Annotated in this window: 18 protein-coding genes; 3 read left to right on the top strand and 15 right to left on the bottom strand. The window is 71.9% G+C overall.

The features are described from left to right. Positions 1-24 precede the first annotated feature (24 nt). From murG to ACQ393_RS09855, 11 genes are all read right to left on the bottom strand, one after another. Positions 25-1,125, bottom strand: a complete 1,101-nt coding sequence (murG, locus tag ACQ393_RS09805; RefSeq protein WP_430646635.1) for an undecaprenyldiphospho-muramoylpentapeptide beta-N-acetylglucosaminyltransferase — start codon at positions 1,123-1,125, stop codon at positions 25-27. Further along, positions 1,122-2,369 carry a putative lipid II flippase FtsW gene (ftsW, locus tag ACQ393_RS09810; RefSeq protein WP_430646636.1) on the bottom strand — a complete coding sequence of 416 codons (1,248 nt, stop codon included), beginning with the start codon at positions 2,367-2,369 and terminating at the stop codon, positions 1,122-1,124. The genes murG and ftsW overlap by 4 nt, the downstream gene beginning before the upstream one ends. Continuing rightward, positions 2,335-3,882 (bottom strand): UDP-N-acetylmuramoyl-L-alanine--D-glutamate ligase, encoded by a 1,548-nt coding sequence (gene murD, locus ACQ393_RS09815; protein WP_430646637.1) that lies wholly within the window; start codon positions 3,880-3,882, stop codon positions 2,335-2,337. Before murD ends, ftsW begins: the two co-directional genes overlap by 35 nt. Beyond that, entirely contained in the window at positions 3,867-4,961 is a 1,095-nt protein-coding gene (gene mraY / locus ACQ393_RS09820) for a phospho-N-acetylmuramoyl-pentapeptide-transferase (protein WP_430646638.1), read from the bottom strand. The genes murD and mraY overlap by 16 nt, the downstream gene beginning before the upstream one ends. Then, a complete protein-coding gene (locus ACQ393_RS09825) occupies positions 4,958-6,370 on the bottom strand; it encodes a UDP-N-acetylmuramoyl-tripeptide--D-alanyl-D-alanine ligase (protein WP_430646640.1) in 1,413 nt (470 codons plus the stop codon). The genes mraY and ACQ393_RS09825 overlap by 4 nt, the downstream gene beginning before the upstream one ends. Further along, positions 6,367-7,911, bottom strand: a complete 1,545-nt coding sequence (locus tag ACQ393_RS09830) for a Mur ligase family protein (protein WP_430646641.1) — start codon at positions 7,909-7,911, stop codon at positions 6,367-6,369. Before ACQ393_RS09830 ends, ACQ393_RS09825 begins: the two co-directional genes overlap by 4 nt. Before the next feature lie 13 nt (positions 7,912-7,924). Next, a complete protein-coding gene (locus ACQ393_RS09835; protein ID WP_430646642.1) occupies positions 7,925-9,709 on the bottom strand; it encodes a peptidoglycan D,D-transpeptidase FtsI family protein in 1,785 nt (594 codons plus the stop codon). Positions 9,710-9,767: 58 nt separating this feature from the next. Beyond that, positions 9,768-10,349 carry a hypothetical protein gene (locus ACQ393_RS09840; protein WP_430646643.1) on the bottom strand — a complete coding sequence of 194 codons (582 nt, stop codon included), beginning with the start codon at positions 10,347-10,349 and terminating at the stop codon, positions 9,768-9,770. Beyond that, positions 10,346-11,299, bottom strand: coding sequence for a 16S rRNA (cytosine(1402)-N(4))-methyltransferase RsmH (gene rsmH / locus ACQ393_RS09845; protein ID WP_430646644.1), 954 nt, complete (start codon positions 11,297-11,299; stop codon positions 10,346-10,348). The genes ACQ393_RS09840 and rsmH overlap by 4 nt, the downstream gene beginning before the upstream one ends. A 105-nt stretch (positions 11,300-11,404) precedes the next feature. Then, complete coding sequence (mraZ, locus tag ACQ393_RS09850; RefSeq protein WP_129233160.1) at positions 11,405-11,836, bottom strand: division/cell wall cluster transcriptional repressor MraZ; 432 nt, start codon at positions 11,834-11,836, stop codon at positions 11,405-11,407. 442 nt (positions 11,837-12,278) lie between these two features. Continuing rightward, entirely contained in the window at positions 12,279-12,665 is a 387-nt protein-coding gene (locus ACQ393_RS09855) for a DUF3040 domain-containing protein (RefSeq protein ID WP_430646645.1), read from the bottom strand. 77 nt (positions 12,666-12,742) lie between these two features. On the opposite strand from ACQ393_RS09855, the gene ACQ393_RS09860 reads away from it, so the two are divergent. Beyond that, complete coding sequence (locus ACQ393_RS09860; protein WP_430646647.1) at positions 12,743-13,855, top strand: polyprenyl synthetase family protein; 1,113 nt, start codon at positions 12,743-12,745, stop codon at positions 13,853-13,855. Between the two features lie 10 nt (positions 13,856-13,865). Here the strand turns inward: ACQ393_RS09860 and ACQ393_RS09865 are convergent, their stop codons facing one another. Next, positions 13,866-14,204 (bottom strand): Rv2175c family DNA-binding protein, encoded by a 339-nt coding sequence (locus ACQ393_RS09865; protein WP_430646648.1) that lies wholly within the window; start codon positions 14,202-14,204, stop codon positions 13,866-13,868. Between the two features lie 134 nt (positions 14,205-14,338). Between ACQ393_RS09865 and ACQ393_RS09870 the strand changes: the two genes are divergently transcribed. Both ACQ393_RS09870 and pknB read left to right on the top strand, forming a co-directional pair. Next, positions 14,339-15,574, top strand: coding sequence for a LysM peptidoglycan-binding domain-containing protein (locus ACQ393_RS09870; RefSeq protein ID WP_430646649.1), 1,236 nt, complete (start codon positions 14,339-14,341; stop codon positions 15,572-15,574). 125 nt (positions 15,575-15,699) lie between these two features. Then, positions 15,700-17,580, top strand: coding sequence for a Stk1 family PASTA domain-containing Ser/Thr kinase (gene pknB, locus ACQ393_RS09875; protein ID WP_430646720.1), 1,881 nt, complete (start codon positions 15,700-15,702; stop codon positions 17,578-17,580). Positions 17,581-17,737: 157 nt separating this feature from the next. Here pknB and ACQ393_RS09880 read toward each other — a convergent pair whose 3' ends face one another. The 3 genes from ACQ393_RS09880 to ACQ393_RS09890 all read right to left on the bottom strand — a co-directional run bounded on the left by ACQ393_RS09880 (position 17,738) and on the right by ACQ393_RS09890 (position 20,901). Continuing rightward, on the bottom strand, positions 17,738-19,066 hold the full coding sequence (locus ACQ393_RS09880; protein WP_430646721.1) for a class II 3-deoxy-7-phosphoheptulonate synthase: 1,329 nt from the start codon (positions 19,064-19,066) through the stop codon (positions 17,738-17,740). 141 nt (positions 19,067-19,207) lie between these two features. Further along, positions 19,208-19,903, bottom strand: coding sequence for a lysophospholipid acyltransferase family protein (locus ACQ393_RS09885; RefSeq protein WP_430646650.1), 696 nt, complete (start codon positions 19,901-19,903; stop codon positions 19,208-19,210). 50 nt (positions 19,904-19,953) lie between these two features. Further along, the gene (locus ACQ393_RS09890) at positions 19,954-20,901 is read right to left on the bottom strand and encodes an ROK family glucokinase (protein ID WP_430646651.1); all 948 of its coding nucleotides are present in this window, start codon (positions 20,899-20,901) and stop codon (positions 19,954-19,956) included. Positions 20,902-20,974: the final 73 nt, after the last annotated feature.

Consider the following 20,974-nt stretch of genomic DNA (forward strand, 5'->3'; position numbering starts at 1 on the left):
GAGAGGGGTTCGGTCGGTTCAACGTTACGCGCCCGCGGCGGCGGAGCCGCCGTCGGGGCGCAGCGCGCCGTCGACGAGCGCGATCATGCGGTCGGTGCCGTCGAGGGCGCCGACGGATGCCGCGGCCCGCGCCATCCGGTCGAGGCGGTCCCGGTCGGCGAGCAGGGGAACGAGCTCGTGCGCGACCCAGGCCGGCAGGAAGTCGGCGTCGTCCACGAGGATCCCTCCCCCGGTGCCGACGACCCCCGCCGCGTTGAAGCGCTGCTCGCCGTTGCCGACGGGGTAGGGGACGTAGACGGCCGGAATCCCGAGCGCCGAGAGCTCGCTCACCGTGGCGGCGCCCGCGCGGGAGACCGCGGCATCGGCGATCGCGAGAGCGAGGTCCATGCGGTCGGCGTACTCGACCATGCGGTAGTCGGCGAGGCCGGGGTCGGAGACCTCGGACTTCGCCCCGGTCACGTGCAGCACCTGCCAGCCGGTGGCCGTCAGTGACTCGGCGCTGTCGACCGTCGTGCGGTTGATGCGGCGCGCGCCGAGCGAGCCTCCCGTGACGAGCAGCACCGGTCGCGTCGGGTCGAGGCCGAACGATTCGGCGGCCTCGGCGCGGCGACCGGCTCGGTCGAGGGTCTCGATCTCGCGCCGCAGCGGCATCCCGACCACCTCGGCGCGCGGGAGCGGGGTGCCCTCGAAGGCGACGCCCACCCGCGCCGCGAACCGTGCGCCCAGGCGGTTGGCGAGACCCGGCCGGGCGTTCGCCTCGTGGATGACGACGGGGATGCCGGCGCCGCGTGCCGCGAGGTACGCGGGCGTCGCGACGTAGCCGCCGAACCCGACCACGACGTCGACGCCGCGAGCGGCGATCATCTCGCGCACGTCGGCGATCGACCGCCGGAAGCGCGACGGGAACCGCAGCGCCGCTCCGTTCGGCCGCCGCGGGAACGGCACCTTCTCGATCGTCAGCAATTCGTAGCCGCGAGCCGGGACGAGCCGCGATTCGAGCCCCTCCGCGGTGCCGAGCACGAGCACGACCGCTTCGGGATCGCGCTCGCGGATGCGGTCGGCCACGGCGAGCAGGGGGTTCACGTGACCGGCGGTGCCGCCGCCGGCGAGCAGGTACGTCGTCATCGCGTGCGGGTCGCGTTCGACGTGCGACGCGCCGATGCCCTCGCCGCGGCGCGCGCCGGCGCGCCGGGGTCGCGCGCGACCGAGAGCACCACGCCGATCGCGAAGAGCGTCGTGAGCAGGGCGGTGCCGCCGGCCGAGACGAGCGGCAGCGGGACACCGAGGACGGGAAAGACGCCGAGCACGACACCGATATTGACACACGCCTGGCCGACGACCCAGACGAGCACGGCCGCGGAGACCGTGCGCCCGAACGGCGTCGTCGCCGATCGCATGACCCGCGCGAGGGCGATCGCGAGCACGACGAACAGCCCGATCACGACCACCGCGCCGATCAGTCCGAGTTCCTCGCCGATGATGGCGAAGATGAAGTCGTTGTCGGCCGCGGGCAGCCACGACCACTTGGCCGCGGAGTTGCCGAGCCCCACGCCGAAGATCCCGCCGTTCGCCATCGCGAAGGTGCCGTGCTGGATCTGCCAGCAGTCGCCGAGGTTGTACTTCGCGCAGTCCTCCTCGAGGAACGCGCTGATCCGGCGCATCCGGCTCTCGCTGGAGACCGCCACCAGCGCGAACGCCGTCGCGCCGAAGAGCACGGGCACCGCGAGCAGCCGCAGCGGGACGCCGATGAGGAACAGGGTGCCGAGGAGCATCGCGGCCATCACCATGACCGTGCCGAGGTCGCCGCCGAGCAGCACCAGCCCGATCGCCGCGCCGCCGACGAGCAGGATCGGCAGGATCCCGGTGCCGAAGTCGCCCAGATGATCCTGCTTCTTCGTGACGATGAGCCCGAGCCAGAGCACGAGCGCGACCTTGATCAGCTCGGACGGCTGGAACTGCACGGGTCCGAGGTTCAGCCAGTTCGTGTTCCCCCCGACCTCGACGCCGAGCGGGGTCGCCACGACGAGCAGCTGCAGCACGCACGAGACGCCGAGCGCGAGCCAGGCGATGCGCATCCAGAACCGCTCCGGCATGCGGCTGGCGAGCAGCATGACCGGGACGCCGATCAGGGCGTACGTCGCCTGCTGCGCGGCACGCGACATGAAGTCGCCGTCGTTCGCGAGCGCGGACTCGACCTGCGACGACGAGAGCACCATCACGAGGCCGAGCACGACGAGGAAGAGCACCGTGCCGAGCAGCAGGAAGTAGTCCTTGGACTCCGGGCGGAACGCGCCGAGTCGGATCCGGGCCGCAAGCCCGGTCGGTTCGGTCCGCTCAGCCGGCCGGGTCGTCCGAGGCGGGCTGGTCATGCCCCTCCCCTCCGAGCCGATCGCGGACGGCGTCGTGGAAGCGCCGGCCGCGGTCGGCGTAGTCCGCGAACTGGTCCATGGATGCCGCCGCGGGCGCGAGGAGCACGGTGTCCCCCTCCTCTGCGACCGAGGCCGCGAGGGCGACCGCGTCGGGCATCACGCTCTCAGTGTCATCCGCGACGACCTCGAAGAGGGGCAGTCCGGGCGCGTGTCGGCGGAACGCCTCGACGAGCTCGGTGCGCTCGAGGCCGATGACCACCGCCGCGCGCAGGCGCGCGACGTGCCGCGCCACGAGGTCGTCGGCGTCGACGCCCTTGAGCAGGCCGCCGACGATCCACACCACGGGGCTGAATGCCCGCAGCGACGCCTCGGCCGCGTGCGGGTTCGTCGCCTTCGAGTCGTCGATCCAGCGGACGCCGCCGGACGTCGCGACCGTCTGGATCCGGTGCGCGTCGAGGTGGAAGCCCGCGAGCGCGTCGTGGATCGCGGCCACCGGCACGTCGATCGACCTCGCCAGCGCCGAGGCCGCGAGGATGTTGGCGACGACGTGCGGGACGGCGAGGCCGAGCGGCTCCAGCTCCTCGAGCGTCGTGAGCTCGAGTGCGGCCGTCCGGCGGTCCTCGAGGAAGGCCCGGTCGCACAGGATGCCGTCGACGACGCCGAAGTCGCTCGGGCCGGGCGTGTCCAGGCCGAAGCCGATCGCCCGGGCGCCCTCCTCGACCTCGGCCTCCTCGACCATCGACCGCGTCGCCTCGTCGGCGCGGTTGTAGACGCACGCGACCTTCGTGTTCGCGTACACCTTGGCCTTGGCGTCGCGATACGCCTCGGGCGAGCCGTGCCAGTCGTAGTGGTCGTCGGCGAGGTTGAGGCAGACGCTCGCGACTGGGTGCACCGCTCCGGGGCCGGTCGTGGGCAGGTGGTGCAGCTGGAAGCTCGAGAGCTCCACGACGAGCACGTCGTAGCCGATCGGATCGCGCACGGCGTCGAGCACGGGCACGCCGATGTTGCCGCACGGCGCGACGCGAGCTCCGCCGCCGGCGATGAGCGTCGCCGCCAGCTGCACGGTCGTGGTCTTGCCGTTGGTGCCGGTGACGAGCATCCACTCGGACGTGGTGACCTTGTCGCGGACGCGCCACGCGAGCTCGATGTCGCCCCAGACCGGCACGCCGGCCTCGGCGGCCCAGCGGAGCATCGGGTGCTCGGGCCGGAAGCCGGGCGAGACGACGACCAGGTCGGGGGCGGATGTCGCGAGCTCGTCGGGCACCCGATCGAGCGGATGCACGACGAAGCCGACCCCGATGACGTCGAGGATTCGGGCCCGCTCGTCGTCGGGCGCCGCCGCGTAGACGGTCACCCGGGAGCCGAGCTCGGCGAGCGTGTCGGCAACGGCGAAGCCGGTGACCCCGAGGCCGAGGACGGCGACGCGCAGGCCCTGCCACCCCTCGGAGTGCCAGCTGGTCAGCCCGTCCAGGCGTGCGGCGCCGGCCGCGGCATCCGTCACCGCTGCAGCCACTCGAAGTAGAAGGCGCCGACGCCCGCGGCGACGAAGAGGCCGCCGATGATCCAGAACCGGACCACGATCGTGACCTCGGCCCACCCCTTGAGCTCGAAGTGGTGGTGGATGGGGCTCATCAGGAAGATGCGCTTGCCGCCCGTGACCTTGAAGTACGCGCGCTGCACGATCACCGAACCGGCCTCGATGACGAACAGGCCGCCGATGATGAGCAGCAGCAGCTCGGTCTGGCTCGTCACCGCGAGCGCCGCGAGCGCGCCGCCGAGCGCGAGCGAGCCCGTGTCGCCCATGTAGATGTGCGCCGGATTGGTGTTCCACCACAGGAACCCGACCACGGCCCCGACGATCGCGGTGGCCACGATCGCGAGGTCGAGCGGGTCGCGCACGTCGTAGCTGCGGTACAGGTCGCTGGGGTTCAGGTTCTCGCTGAACCGCGACTGGTTGAACTGCCAGAAGCCGATGATGATGAACGATCCGATGGCGAGGATCGACGCACCCGAGGCGAGGCCGTCGAGTCCGTCGGTGACGTTCACGCCGTTCGACGCCGCTGCCGTGATGAGCACGATCCAGACGACGTACGCGATGATGCCGACCACGGTGCCGAGCACCATGAAGTCGAGTGGCAGGTCGCGGATGAAGGAGATCTTGGTCGAGGCCGGCGTCGCGCCCTCGGCGTTCGGGAACTGGAGCGCGAGCAGCGCGAACAGGGCCGCGACGATCGTCTGGCCGGCGATCTTCGCCCAGCCGCCGAGCCCGAGGCTCTGCTTCTTGCGCGTCTTCAGGAAGTCGTCGAGGAATCCGACGACGCCGAGGCCGACCATCATGAACAGCACGAGGAGCCCGGATGCCGTCGGCCCGTCCCCCACGAGCGTCGTCGCGACGAAGTACCCGAACAGGGTGCCGAGGATGAAGATGATGCCGCCCATCGTGGGCGTGCCGCGCTTGACGTGATGGGTCTTCGGACCGTCGTCGCGGATGAACTGGCCCCACCCGAGTCGCGTGAACAGCCGGATGAAGAGCGGCGTCAGGAACAGGGTGAACGAGAGCGACAGGGCTCCGGCGGTCAGAAGTGCTCTCACGCGAACCATTCTCCCAGTCGGTCGCCGAGGTGGCGGAGGCCCGCCGAGTTCGACGATTTCACGAGCACGGTGTCGCCCGGACGAGCCGACGCCGTCACGAGGTCGAACGCCTCGTCCGCCGACTCGACGTACGCCGACTCGCCATCCCACGACCCCTCGTTGATCGCCGTGATGTGCAGGCGCCTGGCGTTCTCGCCCACGACGACGAGCTGCGAGATCCCGAGCCGGACGGCGAGCAGCCCGATGCGGTCGTGCTCCTCGCCGGAGAACTCGCCGAGCTCGCTCATCTCGCCGAGCACCGCGATCGTCCGCGCGTCGGGCCGCTTGACCTGCGCGAGCGTCTTCAGCGCGGCCGCCATCGAGTCGGGGCTGGCGTTGTACGCGTCGTTGATGACCGTGATGCCGTCGCGCCCGCCCATGACCTGCATGCGCCACTGCTCGGCGAGGGTGACGCGCTCGAGTCCGGCCACGATCGTCGGCAGCGGCACGCCGAGTTCGAGGGCGGCGGATGTCGCGGCCAGCGCGTTCATGACGTGGTGTTCGCCGAGCACCGCGAACCGCACGCGGGCGGACTCCCCGCCGGGCACGGTGATCGTGAACTCGGTGCCCTGCGGGTGCACGACGATGTCCGTCGCCCGGACGTCGGCGCGATCGCCGAGCCCGAACCACACGACACGGGCAGCCGTGCGATCGGCCATCGGGACGACCCGCGGGTCGTCGGCGTTCAGCACCGCGACGTCCGTCGGGAGCAGGTCGGTGACCATCTCGGACTTCGCCTGGACGGTCTTCTCGATGCCGCCGAACTCGCCGGCGTGCGCCAGGCCGACCTTCAGCACGATGCCCACGTCGGGCCGCGCCATCCGGATCAGGCGCGCGATCTCGCCGACGCCCGACGCCCCCATCTCGGCGACCAGGAACTCGGTCTCGTCGGTCAGCTCGAGCATGGTCGTCGGCGCGCCGACCTCGTTGTTGTAGCTCTTGCGCGCGGCGACCGTCGGCCCGACCTGCTCGAGCACGGTGCGCAGCAGGTTCTTGGTGGTGGTCTTGCCGTTCGAGCCCGTGACCCCCACGATCTTCAGCCGGCCGAACGCGCGCACGCGCGCGACGACCTCGGTCGCGAGGGCGCCGAGGGCGTCGACGGAGTCGTCCACCACGATCTGCGCGACGGGCAGGTCGAGCACGTGCTCGACGATGAGGAGCACCGCCCCCTGCTCGACCGCCGCGGGTGCGAACCGGTGCCCGTCGTCGAACTCGCCGGGCTTGGCGACGAAGACGCCGCCCGGCTCGACCTCGCGCGAGTCGGTCGTCACGGCGCCCGTGACGACGGTGTCGGGCGTGGCCCCCGTCTCGCCGGGCTCGAATCTCCCGGAGGTCGCCGCGGCGATCTCCGCCATGGTCAGGGCGATCATCCGAGCCACCCCGCTTCCTGCAGTGCGAGCCGGGCGTCGTCCCTGGCCGAGTACGGATGCTTCACTCCCGCGACCTCCTGATAGTCCTCGTGTCCGGGGCCGGCGTACAGGATCGCGTCGCCCTCGCCCGCCAGGGCGAGCGCGTGCCGGAAGGCGGCACGCTGGTCGGCGATCTCGTGGATCTCGCGATCCGGGACGGCGGCCCGGGCTCCGGCGATGAGGGCGGCACGGATGGCCGCCGGATCCTCCCAGCGGGGGTGGAAGTCGGTGACGACCAGCACGTCGGCGCCGCGCGCGGCGATCGCGCCCATGTCGGCGCGCTTCGTGGTGTCGCGGTCGCCGTCGGCGCCGAACACCATCACGACGCGCCCGTCGGTCGTCCGACGGATCGCCTCGAGCGCCTGGGCGAACGCGTCCGGCGTGTGCCCGTAGTCGATGTACACGACGGGCCCGCGGTCGCCGGACACGCGCTCGGTGCGTCCGGGGATGTAGGCGTCGATCCCGTGCTCGGCGACGGCCGCGGCGATCAGGTCGACGTCATGGCCCGCCTCGACGAGCATGACGATCGCGAGCGCCGCGTTCGCGGCGTTGTACCGGCCGATGAGCGGGATGGCCGTCTCGATCGAACGCCCGTCGGGCGCGTCGAGCCGGAAGCTCGTGCGGGTCGGCGTCTCCTCGAGCACCTCGAGGTGCCAGTCGGCGTCGACGCCCGGCTCGGTGGCGAGCGTCGCGACCGGAATGCGAGACTCCGCGACGAGACGCTCGCCCCATTCGGAGTCGACGGTCACCACGCCGCGCCTGGCCCGCTCGGGCGTGAACAGCTCCCGCTTGGCGTCGAAGTAGTCGGGCATCGACGCGTAGTCGTCGAGGTGGTCGTGGGAGAGGTTCGTGAAGCCGACGACGTCGAACACGATGCCGTCGACGCGGTGACGAGTGAGCGCCTGGGCGGAGACCTCGATGCCCACGGCACGGACCTCGACCTCGCGCATGCGAGCGAGCAGCGCATGGAGCTCGCTCGCCTCGGGGGTCGTGAGCGAGCTCGTCACGGCCTCGTCGCCGATCCGCCGCTCCGCGGTCGAGGTGAGCCCGGCGACGACGCCGAGCTGTCGGAGGATCGCGTACAGGAGGTAGACGACGCTCGTCTTGCCGTTGGTGCCGGTGACGCCGAACAGGGTCGCAGGGTTCTCGGCGGTGCGGTGGATCCATGCCGCGACCTCGCCGAGGGCGGCCCTCGCATCGGGGGTCACGAGCACGGGCAGGCCCGCGTCGCCCGCGCGCTCCGCGCCCGCGGCATCCGTCAGCAGGGCCACGGCGCCGTTCGCCGCCGCCTGCGCGGCGTAGTCGGCGCCGTGCGCGTTGCGGCCCGGGACGCCGACGTACAGGTCGCCGCCGTGCACCGCGCCCGACGCGATCGCGACGCCGGTCACGTCGAGGTCGTCGATCCCGCCGCGCACCTCGAATCCGAACGCGTCCGCGAGGCCGCGGAGCGATCGAGGACTCGGGTGCTGCGGCCGGAGTGCCGTGGGAGGCGATCCGGTCACGAACCCAACTTTCTCACCAGGTTGCTGGCAGCTCGGGCGCCTGGGCGCCGGACGGAACGGTCCGATACTTCTTCAGCACCTGGCTCATCACCTGCTGGAAGACGGGAGCCGATGCGGCGGACGAGTTCATCTTAACGGGGTTCATGATGCTGACCGAAACGACGAACTCGGGGTCGTCCGCCGGTGCGAAGCCGGACACCGAGACGAGGTAGCCCGACTGGTAGCCGCCGTTGCCGTCCGGGACCTGCGCCGTGCCCGTCTTCGCGGCGACACGGTACCCCGGGATCTCCCATTGGTCGGCGAGCCAGCCGTCGCGGTACACCTGCTCGAGCATCCGGCTCGTCTCGTCGGCGGCCTGCTCCGACACCACGCGACGCCCCTCGTCGGAGGGCTCCTCGGTGAGCGTGCCGTCGTCCTGGCGACAGCCCTCGACGAGCGTCACCGGCATCCGCACCCCGCCGTTGGCGAGGGCCTGATAGGCGCTCGTGATCTGGATGGCGGTCGTCGTCAGGCCCTGGCCGAACATGGTCGCGTACTTGGTCTGGTTGTCCCACGTGTCTGGCCCGCCGTGCAGGTCGCCCGGCTCCTCCCCCGCGAAGCCCACCTCGGAGACCGCCCCGAGCCCGAAGTCGAGCATGTCCTGGTACCGGCGCTCATCGCTGACCTTCTCGCCGAACATCGACATGGCGGTGTTCGACGAGTCGATGAGCATGCCCGTCATCGTGTAGTTCGTCGGCCCGTGGTAGTGGCTGTCGTTGATGTTCGCGCCGTTGGCGGGGAGGTATCGGTAGTCGGCGGTCACGCCGCTCGTGGGCGACCCCTTCCCGGCGTCGATCACGGAGGCCGAGGTGAGCGCCTTGAACGTCGAGCCCGGCTCGAACGGCGCCGAGAACGCCCGCGACCCGCGGTCGTCGGCGTCGACCGAGCTCGGCGAGTTGGGGTCGACCGTGGGGACGTCGGCGACCGCGAGGAGCTTGCCCGTCTTCGCCTCCATCACCGTGACCGTCGCCCAGTCGGCGCCGGTCTCGGCCACGCGTGCGGCGGCGATCCGCTGCACGAAGTACTGCAGGTCGGCGTCGATCGTGAGCTGCAGGTCTCCGCCGTCGTGGGCGGCCGAGTTCACGACCTCGGACCCCGGGATCGCGACCCAGTCCTTGAGGCTGTGCAGCCAGGTCATCTCGCCGTCCTCGCTCGCGAGGCAGGCGTTCTCGGAGTACTCCAGGCCGGCGCCGGCCTCGCCCTCGTCGGTCACGAAGCCGAGCAGGTTTCCCCCGACCGCACCGTTCGGGTACCGGCGACTCGGCACCTCGGCGGAGTAGACGAACGGGATGCCCAGCGCCTTGACCCGCTCGTACGTCTCGGTGTCGACCCGCTTGGCGACGTACGAGAAGTCCGCACCCGGGTCGGCGGCGAGCTCCTCCTCGATCTGCGCGCGCAGCTCGGCTCCGGGACGGCCGATGACCTCGCCGAGCTCGCCGAGGGCGTCGTCGAGCGTCACGTCGACCTCCTCGCCGTCGTCGCCCTCGCGCTCGAACGTCTGGGTGGCCATCGCCTGCTTCGGCGAGATCGTGATGTGGTAGCGCATGACGCTCTCCGCGAGCACGGTGCCGTTCGCGTCGACGATCGCGCCGCGCTCCCCGTAGATCACGCGCGTCTCCGATCGGACGTCCTCGGAGGCCTCGTTCAGCTCGGCCGCCCGGACGACCTGGATGTCGACGAGCCGGACGACGAACCAGCCGACGATCAGCACCAGCGCGAGCCCTGCGGCGACGACGCGTCGCATCGGGTGGCGGCTCACGCGGTTCATCGGCTGGTTCGCTCCGTCCGGTCTCGGGTCGTGGTCGGGTCGGGCGACGTCAATGCGTCGCGGGAGTCGGCAGGCCGCCGGTCAGCGCGGGCGGCGCGGCGGGCGTGCCGTCCGCGGGCGTCGCGGGCTTGCCGCCTCCCTTCTCTCCGGCAGTCTCCCCCGCGGCCTGCTCGGTCACGAGCGGCACGCCGTCGATGAGCGCATTGGGCACGAGTGCTGCGGACGAGGTCGCGGTGCCCGCGGCGGCCGTCGGGTCGCCGACCACCGCGCCGTCGGAGAGGCGGAGGTAGACGGGCGCCCCGTTCGGGACCATGCCGAGCGCCTCGGCGTTCGCCGCGAGGAACTGCGGCGACTCGAGGCGATCGAGGTCGTCCGAGAGCTTCTGCTGCTCCCGCTGCAGCTGCGCCTGCCGGAGGAGCTGCTCGTCCATCTCGTAGGCGCCCTGCGTCATCGCGATCGACAGCAGCAGCTGGACGACCGCGATCGCCCCGATGGAGGCGAGCGCGACGACGGCGTAGGCGAGCCTCGGCCGGGCGCGCCGCGCGCCGGGCTCGGGTGCCGGGCGGAGCCGCGGCGTCGCCGCGGGAGCCCAGCGCCGGGCGGGTCTGGTCAGGGCCGGCAGTGCGCTCACGACGGCCTCCTCACTCGTTCTGCGGCGCGCAGGCGCACCGGCTTCGCACGCGGGTTCTCCGCCTGCTCGGACTCGCTCGCGAGCTCGGCCCCCCTGACGAGGAGCCGGAACTGCGGGCGATGCTCCGGAAGCTCCATCGGCAGCCCGCGGGGCGCCGTGGAGGAGGATGCCGCGGCGAGGACCCGCTTGACGAGCCGGTCCTCGAGCGACTGGTAGGACAGCACGACGATGCGGCCGCCCACGGCGACGAGATCGAGCGCGGCGGGCAGGGCCCGCTCGAGCACCGAGAGCTCCTCGTTGACCTCGATCCGCAGTGCCTGGAACACGCGCTTGGCCGGATGGCCGGCGCGCTGCACCGCGGCGGGCGTGGCGTCGTGCAGCACCTCGACGAGTCGCCCCGACCGCGTGATCGGCGCCTCGGCGCGCGCCCGGACGATGGCCCGGGCGTACCGCGCCGCGAGCTTCTCCTCGCCGTAGTCGCGGAAGATGCGCCGGAGGTCCTCCTCGGGGTATTCGGCGATGACGTCCGCGGCCGTCCGTCCACGGGTCGAGTCCATGCGCATGTCGAGCGGCGCGTCCTTCGCGTAGGCGAACCCGCGCTCCGCCCGGTCGAGCTGCAGCGAGGAGACGCCGAGGTCGAAGAGGATCGCGTCGACCTCGTCGAACCCCTCGCCGCGGACCGCCTCGGCGATGCCGTCGTAGACGGTGTGGACGAAGCGGGCGCGATCGCCGAACTCCGCGAGGCGTTCCCTCGCGATCCCGATCGCGTCGGTGTCGCGATCGAGTCCGATCGCGGTCGCGTTCGGGAACCGTTCGAGTACGGCCCGGGAGTGTCCGCCCATGCCGAGGGTCGCGTCGACGTACACCGCATCGTCGCGTTCCAGAGCCGGCGCCAGGAGCTCGAGCGTCCGCTCGAGCATCACGGGCGTGTGGATCCGTTCGATGTCCATGAAATCTCCCTCGTTCCCGGGCCTCCGGGTCCCGATCCCCATCCGTTCGTCCTGCTGCGGGGAAGTGCAGCAGGCTCGCACGGCTGGGAGTCGGGGCCCGGAGACTCAGAAGAGTCCGGGGATCACCTCCTCCGCCGTCTCTGCGAAGGCCGCCTCCTGCTCGGCGAGGTACGTCTGCCACGCCGCCGCATCCCAGATCTCCACCCGGCTCCCCGCACCGATGACCGTGAGGTCCCGGTCGAGCCCCGCGTATGCGCGGAGATTGGCGGGGATGGTGACCCGATGCTGCTTGTCGGGGGTCTCCGCAGAGGCCCCGGAGAGGAAGACGCGCATGTAATCGCGCGCCTGCTTGCTCGTGACGGGGGCTTGGCGGATCTTCTCGCTCATGTCCTCGAACTCCCGCGCGCTGAACACGTAGATGCAGCGCTCCTGACCTCGTGTGAGCACGAGGCCGTTCGACAACTCATCCCGGAACTTCGCCGGAAGAATGACGCGACCCTTCTCGTCGAGCTTCGGTTCGTAGCTTCCGAGGAACATCCCGTCACCCCCATCCTCCGGCCAGGAACCAGGTGCGGTCCCCACTTTACTCCACTCCCCTCCACGAAACAACGACATCGCTCCGTTTCCGGCGCGATCTGCTCAGTGGAAGCCCGTATTCTCAGCGTTCTCGGAGGTGGAGGGAAGTGGATGCCGCGTGGGCGCGCCCGCATGGAGAACGGCGCTGAGCGGGCTCGAGCGCCGGCTCAGCGGGGACGGATGGCCGCACGATGACGCGCATCGGGCGCTGGTCGATGCGACTCGCCCGCCGTCCGATCGCACGGTGGTGGGAAGTGGAGGGGTGCGGGTTCTGGGGTCGAATGGCTTCGGGTCGGCACGTCTCTCGGCAGCGCCGGCGCCGGACGCGCAGGAAAAACGGGCCGATCTCCGATCGGCCCGTCAGTCGGGTGTGGTCAGTCGGCCGCGTACGACCGACGACGCGTCAGTCGCGGCCCTCTTGGCGCCGGTCCCACCGCTCGTTCAGTCGGTCCATGAAGCCCGCCTGCGGCCTGGCGGCCCTGGTCGACCCACCGCCGGACGGCATCGACGTCGACGCGGTTCCGCGGCGCTTCGACGGCGTGATCGCGACGAGGACGCCGACGAACATCAGCGCGAAGCCGAGCACGCCGACGACGGTCAGCTGCGAGGCGACGCCGCCGATGAGCGCACCGGCGCCGGCGACGGCGAGGAGGACGCCGAGCACGATGGCCCGGTAGTTGGGGCGCCCGCGCCCGCCACCTCCGACGGTCGCGACGAAGTCGGCGTCGTTCTTGTAGAGGTTCCGCTCCATCTCCTCGAGAAGGCGTTGCTCCTGCTCCGAAAGCGGCATCTCATTCCCCTCAGTTCTCGGGACCGACGCTTCGTGACGCTCATTCTAGTCCTCCGCGCCCTCGCTAGGCTAGGCGGGTGGCCCATGCTCCCCGACTCGTCGATGCGGTGAACGAACGCCTCGAGGAGTTCCTCGTCGACCGTGCATCCATTCTCCGCTCGATCAGCGACGACCTCGACCCGCTCGCCGCATTCTCGAAGCGGTTTCTCAGCGGCGGCAAGCGGTTCAGGGCACGATTCTGCGGCCTCGGCTTCGACGCCGTCCGGGGTCCGGCCCGCGACCGCACCGGGCCCGACGCCGCCGCCGAGCGGTACGCCGTGGTCTCGGCATGCGCCTCGCTCGAGGTGTTCCACGCCGCCGCCCTGGTCCACGACGACCTGATCGACCACTCCGACACACGCCGCGGCGCGCCGTCCGCGCACCGCGTGTACGAGGCGCAGCACCGTGCGGGAGGCTGGTCCGGCAGCGCGGAGGACTACGGCGGCGCGACCGCGGTGCTCCTCGGCGACCTGCTGCTCGGGTGGAGCGACGAGCTCCTCGACGAGGGGCTCGCGTCGCTCCGCGACATCGGCGCGGCGCGCGCTGCGCGACTGGAGTTCAACCGCATGCGCACCGAGGTCACGGTCGGCCAGTACCTCGACATCCTCGAGGAGCGTGCGTGGCTCACGAGGGCCGAATCCGAGCAGCGGGCGCGTGCCGAGCGGGTCGTCGTGCACAAGTCCGCGAGGTACAGCATCGAGGCCCCCCTGACCATCGGCGGTGCGATCGCCGGCGGCTCGACGCGGCAGCTCGAGGCGCTGCGCGCGTTCGGCCTCCCGCTCGGCATCGCCTTCCAGCTCCGCGACGACCTGCTCGGCGTGTACGGCGACCCCGAGGTCACGGGCAAGCCCGCCGGCGACGACCTGCGCGAGGGGAAGCGCACGGTGCTCGTCGCGATCGCGCGGGAGCGACTGTCCGCCGGTCAGCGGCGGCTGCTCGACGAGCTGCTGGGCGATCCGGAACTCGGCGCCGAGCAGATCCGGATGCTGCAGGACACCATCCGCGACTGCGGCGCCGTCGACGAGGTGGAGGCGGTGATCGCCGGCAACACGGTCCTCGCCATGGAGGCCCTGGAGTCGCCCGACCTCGACCGCGAGGCCGCCCGCGACCTGGCCGAACTCGCGCGCGCCGTCACGCGACGCGAGAGCTGACGCGCTCGGATCAGGCGAGCGCCTGGGCGACCCGGCGGACCTCGGCCTTGCGGCCGGCGCGGAGCGCTGCGATCGGCGTGGTCCCGAGGCTGTCCTCCTCCGCGAGGAACCATTCGAGGGCCTCGTCGTCGGAGAAGCCCGCATCGGCGAGGACGATCGCCGTGCCGTGGAGCTCCGGCAGCGGGGCGTCGTCGCGGAGGAAGGACGCGGGGACCTTGAGCACGCCGTCGATCCGTGCCGCGAGCAGGTGGCGGTCGTCGATGAGGCGCCGGATGCGCCCGGGACTCTGCCCCAGTCGTTCGACCAGCTCGGGAACGGTCAGCCACTCGGTCTGCTCGACGTCGGTCACAGTCCAAGACTGCCACGCGGCGCGGCCTCCCCGGAACCCGAGACGCCCGCGCGTCGCGACGCGCGCCGATGAGTTTGACTCGACTCCCCCGCCATGAGACGGTGACCGCATCCGCGATCATGCGGAGGGGGAACATGACGCAGTACTCGGGCAGCACGCCCATCGGGGACGACGAAGGGCCGGGCGACCGGTCTCCGGCACGGCGACGCGGCGGCGTGCGTCGACTGCTCACCATCCCCGTCGCCGTCGTCGGCGCGGTCGCCGTGAGCCTCGGCATCGCCCAGCCCGCCGACGCCGCCCCGCAGCCGGTGAAGCGCCAGCCGAAGGCCAAGGAGACGCGCGGCCCGGCGATGCCCCGGATCGCGACGCCCGCCGTCGCGTCGGTGCCTCGGGAGGTCGTCGTCGCGCAGGGCGACACGGTGAGCACGATCGCCGCGCGCTACGGCCTCTCCACGGCGGAGGTGCTCGCCGAGAACGGCCTGAGCTGGTCCAGCCTGATCTTCCCGGGCCAGCGGCTCGCACTCCCCGGCGGGTCGCCGCCCGCGGCCCCGGAGCCGGACGCCGGGATCGCGCGCCACATCGTCGCACCGGGCGACACCGTGAGCGCCATCGCGGCGGAGTACGGACTCCAGGCCCGGGTCGTCCTGAGCGCCAACGGGCTGGGCCCGTCGAGTCTGATCTTCCCCGGCCAAGCGCTCACCATCCCCCCGTCCGATCGGGCCGCGGCATCCGTCGACGCACCGGACGCGGCCGGGCCCGCCCCGGGCGCGCCGACCACGGAGGTCTCGCATGTCGTCGTGCCGGGCGACACGCTCATCGGGATCGGCGAACGCTACGGCGTGGGACTGGACCGCCTGCTCGAGCTCAACGACCTGACCGCCGGCAGCGTGATCCTCCCGGGCCAGCGGATCGTCGTGGGGGCGGCGGTCGTCGAGGCCGCCGGCGTCGCCGCGCTCGACGTCCGACTGGACGAGGAGATGCGGGCCAACGCCCGGGTCATCGTGGACGTGGGCCGCTCGCTCGGGGTGCCGGATCGCGGCATCGTGATCGCCCTGGCGGCCGCGGCGCAGGAGTCCGGGCTCCGCAACGTGCGGCACGGCGACCGCGACTCGCTCGGCCTGTTCCAGCAGCGCCCGAGCCAGGGCTGGGGCACGCCCGAGCAGGTGCTCGATCCGGTGCGCGCGGCGACCGCGTTCTACGGCGGGCCTGCGACGCCCAACGAGGGTCGCACCCCCGGCCTGCTCGACATCGATGGATGGACCGGGATGACGGTGACCGAGGCGGCGCAGGCCGTGCAGCAGAGCGCACATCCGAAGCACTACGCGAAATGGGAGGAATCGGCCCGCCGCTGGCTCGACGAACTCCGCTGAGCGGAGAGGATCATGCGATCGTCACGATGCCGTCTCGTTTCGCGGCGGTCCCGGCGTTTGTTCACCGAAGGGCATATGCCGCTTCGTACACTCGTACGGTGACCACAGCTCCACCCGCGGACCCGATGATCGGCCGTCTCGTCGACGGCCGGTATCAGGTGCGCTCGCGCATCGCGCGCGGGGGGATGGCGACGGTCTACCTCGCGACCGACCTGCGGCTCGAGCGGCGGGTCGCGATCAAGATCATGCACGGCCACCTGGCCGACGACAACACGTTCAAGACGCGGTTCGTGCAGGAGGCGCGCTCGGCCGCCAGGCTCGCGCACCCGAACGTCGTGAACGTGTTCGACCAGGGCCAGGACGCCGACATGGCCTACCTCGTCATGGAGTACCTTCCGGGCATCACGCTGCGCGACCTGCTGAAGGACTACAAGCGGCTGACGCCCGAGCAGACGGTCGACATCCTCGATGCGGTCCTGTCCGGGCTCGCCGCCGCGCACAAGGCCGGGATCGTGCACCGCGACCTCAAGCCCGAGAACGTGCTGCTCGCCGACGACGGCCGCATCAAGCTCGGCGACTTCGGCCTCGCCCGGGCCGCGAGCGCGAACACGGCGACCGGGCAGGCACTGCTCGGCACGATCGCCTACCTCTCGCCCGAGCTCGTGACGCGCGGCGTCGCCGACGCGCGCAGCGACATCTACGCGCTCGGCATCATGGCCTACGAGATGCTGACCGGCGAACAGCCCTACGTCGGCGAGGCGCCGATGCAGATCGCGTACCAGCACGCCAACGAGTCGGTGCCCGCACCGAGCACGCGCGCGCCGTCGGTGCCCCCCGAGCTCGACGCGCTCGTGCTGTGGGCGACCTCGCGCGACCCCGACCAGCGTCCGGCGGACGCCCGGATCATGCTCGAGCGCGTCCGCGAGATCGAGCCCGTGCTGCGACCCGCGTCGTCGCGCACCGCCATGCAGGACACGCTCGTCATCAGCGGCGCCACGGGCGCGCCGACCGCCGAGACGCGCGTCCTCGCGCCCGGCGGCGCCGCACTCGCGACCGCCGACGCCGAGCCCGACGACGACACGGCGACCCTCGAGCGCGCGGCGGACCGGCGCCGCAACCGCGGCTACTGGCTGCTCGCGCTCGTGCTGCTGCTCACCGGTCTCTCGGTCGGCACCGGCTGGTACTTCGGCGCCGGCCCCGGCGCGCTCGCGAGCGTCCCGGAGACCGCGGAGATGCTGCCGCAGAACGCGACGCGCGCCCTCGAGGACGCCGGCTTCGCCGTCGACCCCGTCGACCGCAACGATCCGGTCGTCCCCGCGGGACAGGTCATCGGCACCGACCCGGCAGCGGGCGACCTCGCGCGCCGCGGCTCGACCGTCGGGATGTTCGTCTCGACCGGCCCGCAGATGCTCGCGGTGCCCGACGTGGTCGGCCAGCCCGAGGCGGAGGCCCGGGCGCAGCTGTCCGACTTCACGGTCGCCGAGGAGAGCTCGGAGCAGTTCTCCAGGGACGTCGAGTCCGGTCTCGTCATCGCCGTGCTCGACGCCGACGGTTCCGCCGTGGGTGCCGAGTACGCCGAGCTCGGCGGCCTGACGCTCGTGGTGTCCGTCGGACCGGTGCCGCCCGTGGAGGGTCTCGCGGTGGGCGAGGCGCAGTCGAGACTCGACGGGGCCGGCCTGAAGGTCGAGTTCACCGATCCGGCGTACGACGAGGCGGTGCCGGTCGACGCCGTGATCACGGCCGAGTGGCTCGACGATCCCATGAACCCGGGCGACACGGTCCGGCTCACGGTGTCCAAGGGGCCGGCACCGGTCGAGGTGCCGGAGGTCGTCGGCAAGACGATGTCCGACGCGATCGCGGAACTCGAGGCCGCCGGATTCTCCGTCTCGTACGAGCTGCCCGACCTCTTCCTGCCGCTCGCCACCGTGAAGGAGCAGTCGCCGGCCGCGAGCGAACTCGCACCGCGCGGGAGCAGCGTCCGCATCGTCGGCTCGCTCACGCTCTGATCCGCCCGCCGTCGTCCGATCGCGCGTGACGCGGGCACGCGCGGCGAATGCTGCGACCGCGCGAGCGGCGGGTTGCGCCCGCGCACGGGGCCGTGCGCGCAACGGGCGGCCGCGGCATCCGTCTGCCACGACCGCCCGTCGGCGGTGATCCACGCGATCAGCGCGCGGCGAGCTCCTCCGCGACGAGGAACGCCAGCTCGAGCGACTGCATGTGGTTCAGGCGCGGGTCGCAGAGCGATTCGTAGCGCGTCGCGAGGGTCTCCTCGTCGATGTGCTCGGAACCCCCGAGGCACTCGGTCACGTCGTCACCGGTCAGCTCCACGTGGATGCCGCCGGGGTGCGTGCCGGCGGCACGGTGCGCCTCGAAGAAGCCGGCGACCTCATCCATGACGTCGTCGAACCGGCGCGTCTTGTACCCGGTCGGCGTCGTGATGCCGTTGCCGTGCATCGGGTCGGTGACCCACAGCGGGTTCGCGTCGCTCCGCTGGATCGCCTCCAGCAGCGGCGGCAGCGCGTCGCGGATCTTCCCGGCGCCCATGCGCGTGATGAAGGTCAGGCGACCCGGCTCCCGGTGCGGGTCGAGCTTCTCGACGAGCTCCATCATGATCTCGGGCGTCGTGGTCGGACCGAGCTTGACGCCGATCGGGTTGCGCACGCGCGACAGGAAGTCGACGTGGGCGCCGTCGAGCTCCCTGGTGCGCTCGCCGATCCAGATGAAGTGCGCGGACGTGTTGTAGGGCGTGCCCGTGCGCGAGTCGATGCGCGTCATCGGCCGCTCGTAGTCCATGAGCAGACCCTCGTGGCCCGTGTAGAACTCGGTCCGGCGCAGTTCATCGAAGTCGGCGCCGCACGCGTCCATGAACTTCACGGCGCGGTCGATCTCGCGCGCGAGCTTCTCGTAGCGGATGTTGGCCGGGTTCGCCGCGAAGCCCTGGTTCCAGGCGTGCACCTGCCGGAGGTCGGCGAACCCGCCCTGCGTGAACGCGCGGATCAGGTTCAACGTCGACGCGGCCATGTGGTAGCCCTGCAGCAGACGCGACGGGTCGGCCGCCCGCGACTCGGGCGTGAAGTCGTACCCGTTGACGATGTCGCCGCGGTACGCGGGCAGCGTGACGCCGCCGCGCGTCTCGGTGTCGCTCGAGCGGGGCTTGGCGAACTGGCCCGCCATCCGCCCCATCTTCACGACCGGCATCGAGGCGCCGTAGGTGAGCACGACCGCCATCTGCAGGACGGTCTTCACCCGGTTGCGGATCTGGTCGGCCGTCGCGCCCGCGAAGGTCTCGGCGCAGTCGCCGCCCTGCAGCAGGAACGCCTCGCCGCGCGACGCGGCCGCGAGCCGGTCGCGCAGCATGTCGACCTCGCCGGCGAAGACGAGCGGCGGCAGGGTGGCCAATTCAGCGGATGCCGCGTGCGCGGCCTCGGCGTCGGGCCAACTCGGCTGCTGCTTGATGGGGAGCGTGCGCCAATAGTCGAGGCCGGCAATCACGGAGGGATCTGCATTCACGACCGGCTCGACGAGCTGTACCACTGGACTGTCCTGGGGGTTCGGGCGCACGCGGCGCTGAAACGGAAGGGGCGCCGCACGTCGCGACGCCGTGGATCCAGCCTACCGCGGCAGAACGCCGCGTTACCGCGACGGGGTCTGGGCGGCGCGCTGCTCGCGGAGGGTGCTCGCGTAGACGTCGACGTACTCCTGGTCGCTGAGCCGCCGCAGGTCGTACACGAGCTCGTCGGTCACCGAGCGGAGCACGAACCGGTCCCCCTCCATGCCGTGGAACCGGGAGAAGTCGAGGGGCTCGCCGAACACGATGCCGACGCGCCGGACCTTCGGCAGGCGCGTGCCGATCGGCATGATCTCCGCGGTCCCGATCATCGCCACCGGCACCACGGGAACGCCGGCCTCGAGGACCATGCGGGCGACGCCGGTCCGGCCCCGGTAGAGCTTGCCGTCGGGGCTCCGGGTGCCTTCGGGGTAGATGCCGAGGATGCGTCCCTCGCCGAGGACGCGGAGACCGGTGTTCAGCGACGCCTCGGACGCCTTGCCGCCCGACCGGTCGATCGGCAGCTGACCGGCCGCCTGGAAGAACATCCGCGTCGCCCAGCCCTTGAGCCCCTTGCCCGTGAAGTACTCGCTCTTGGCGAGGAACACGACCGGACGGTCGACGACGAGGGGCAGGAAGATCGAGTCGATGAACGAGAGGTGGTTCGAGGCGAGGATGACCGGCCCCTCCTCGGGCACGCGCTCGAGCCCGACGACCCAGGGGCGGAAGATCGAGAGGAGCAGCGGCCCTACCACGATGTGCTTCATGATCCAGTAGAACACCTGGGTCCTCCGTCTCGTCCGGCTGCCCGGCAAGCCTAGCGCCGCACGCGTCAGGCGTGCTCCTCCACCCAGACCCGTGCGAGGTCGGCCGCTCCCACGACGCCGGCGTCGTTGACGAGCTCCGCGATCACGAAGTCCGGCTCGGGGTGGTAGCCGCGGGCGGGCAGGTGCTCGAGGTAGGCCTCGCGGATCGGTGCGAGCAGGAGCTCGCCGGCGACCGCGACGCCGCCGCCGAACACGAACCGCTGCGGATCGAGCACAGCGGACAGGCTCGCCGACGCCTCGCCGAGCCAGCGCCCGAGCTGCCGCAGCGCCGCGACCGCGCCCGGATCCTCCGCGGCGATGAGGCCGCCGACGATCGAGCCGTCGAGGGCGCCGTGCTCATCGCGGGCGCGGGCGAGGCTCTGGCCGATGCCGCCCGCATCGGCGATCTCGTTCGCCATGCGCAGCAGCGCCCGGCCCGACCCGTACTGCTCGAGGCATCCGTGCTGGCCGCAGCCGCAGGCGATGCCGCCGGGGACCAGCCGCAGGTGACCGAGTTCGGCGCCCGCGCCGAACCCGCCGCGGAAGAGCCGGTCGCCTGCGACGATCGCACCGCCCACCCCGGTGCCGATCGTGAGCATGACCATGTCGCTCACCATGCGGCCGGCGCCGAAGCGGAACTCGGCCCATCCCGCCGCATTCGCGTCGTTCTCGACGACGACGGTGCCGCCGACGCGCGCCTCGAGCTTCTCGCGGAAGGGCTCGTTGCGCCAGTCGATGTTGGGCGCGTAGTAGACCGTCGACTGCGCGGCGTCGATGAACCCGGCCGCGGCGACGCCGACGGCGTCGACGCGCTCACCGGCGGCGAGCTCCCCGATCATGGCGACCACCGCGTCCTCGAGCGCGACCGTGTCGACCGGCGTCGGGACCCGCGCCGAGCGGATGATGCCGCCGAGTTCGTCGACCACTGCGCCGGCGATCTTGGTGCCGCCGATGTCGATGCCGATCGCGTGCACGTCGAACGCCTTTCGCCGGGGGTGCGGGGGTGTGGAGCGGCCGGTCTGGCCCGCGCCGCACCGACTAGAGTGT

This window comes from Agromyces sp. GXS1127 (assembly GCF_050565425.1).
Classification (GTDB): Bacteria; Actinomycetota; Actinomycetes; order Actinomycetales; family Microbacteriaceae; genus Agromyces.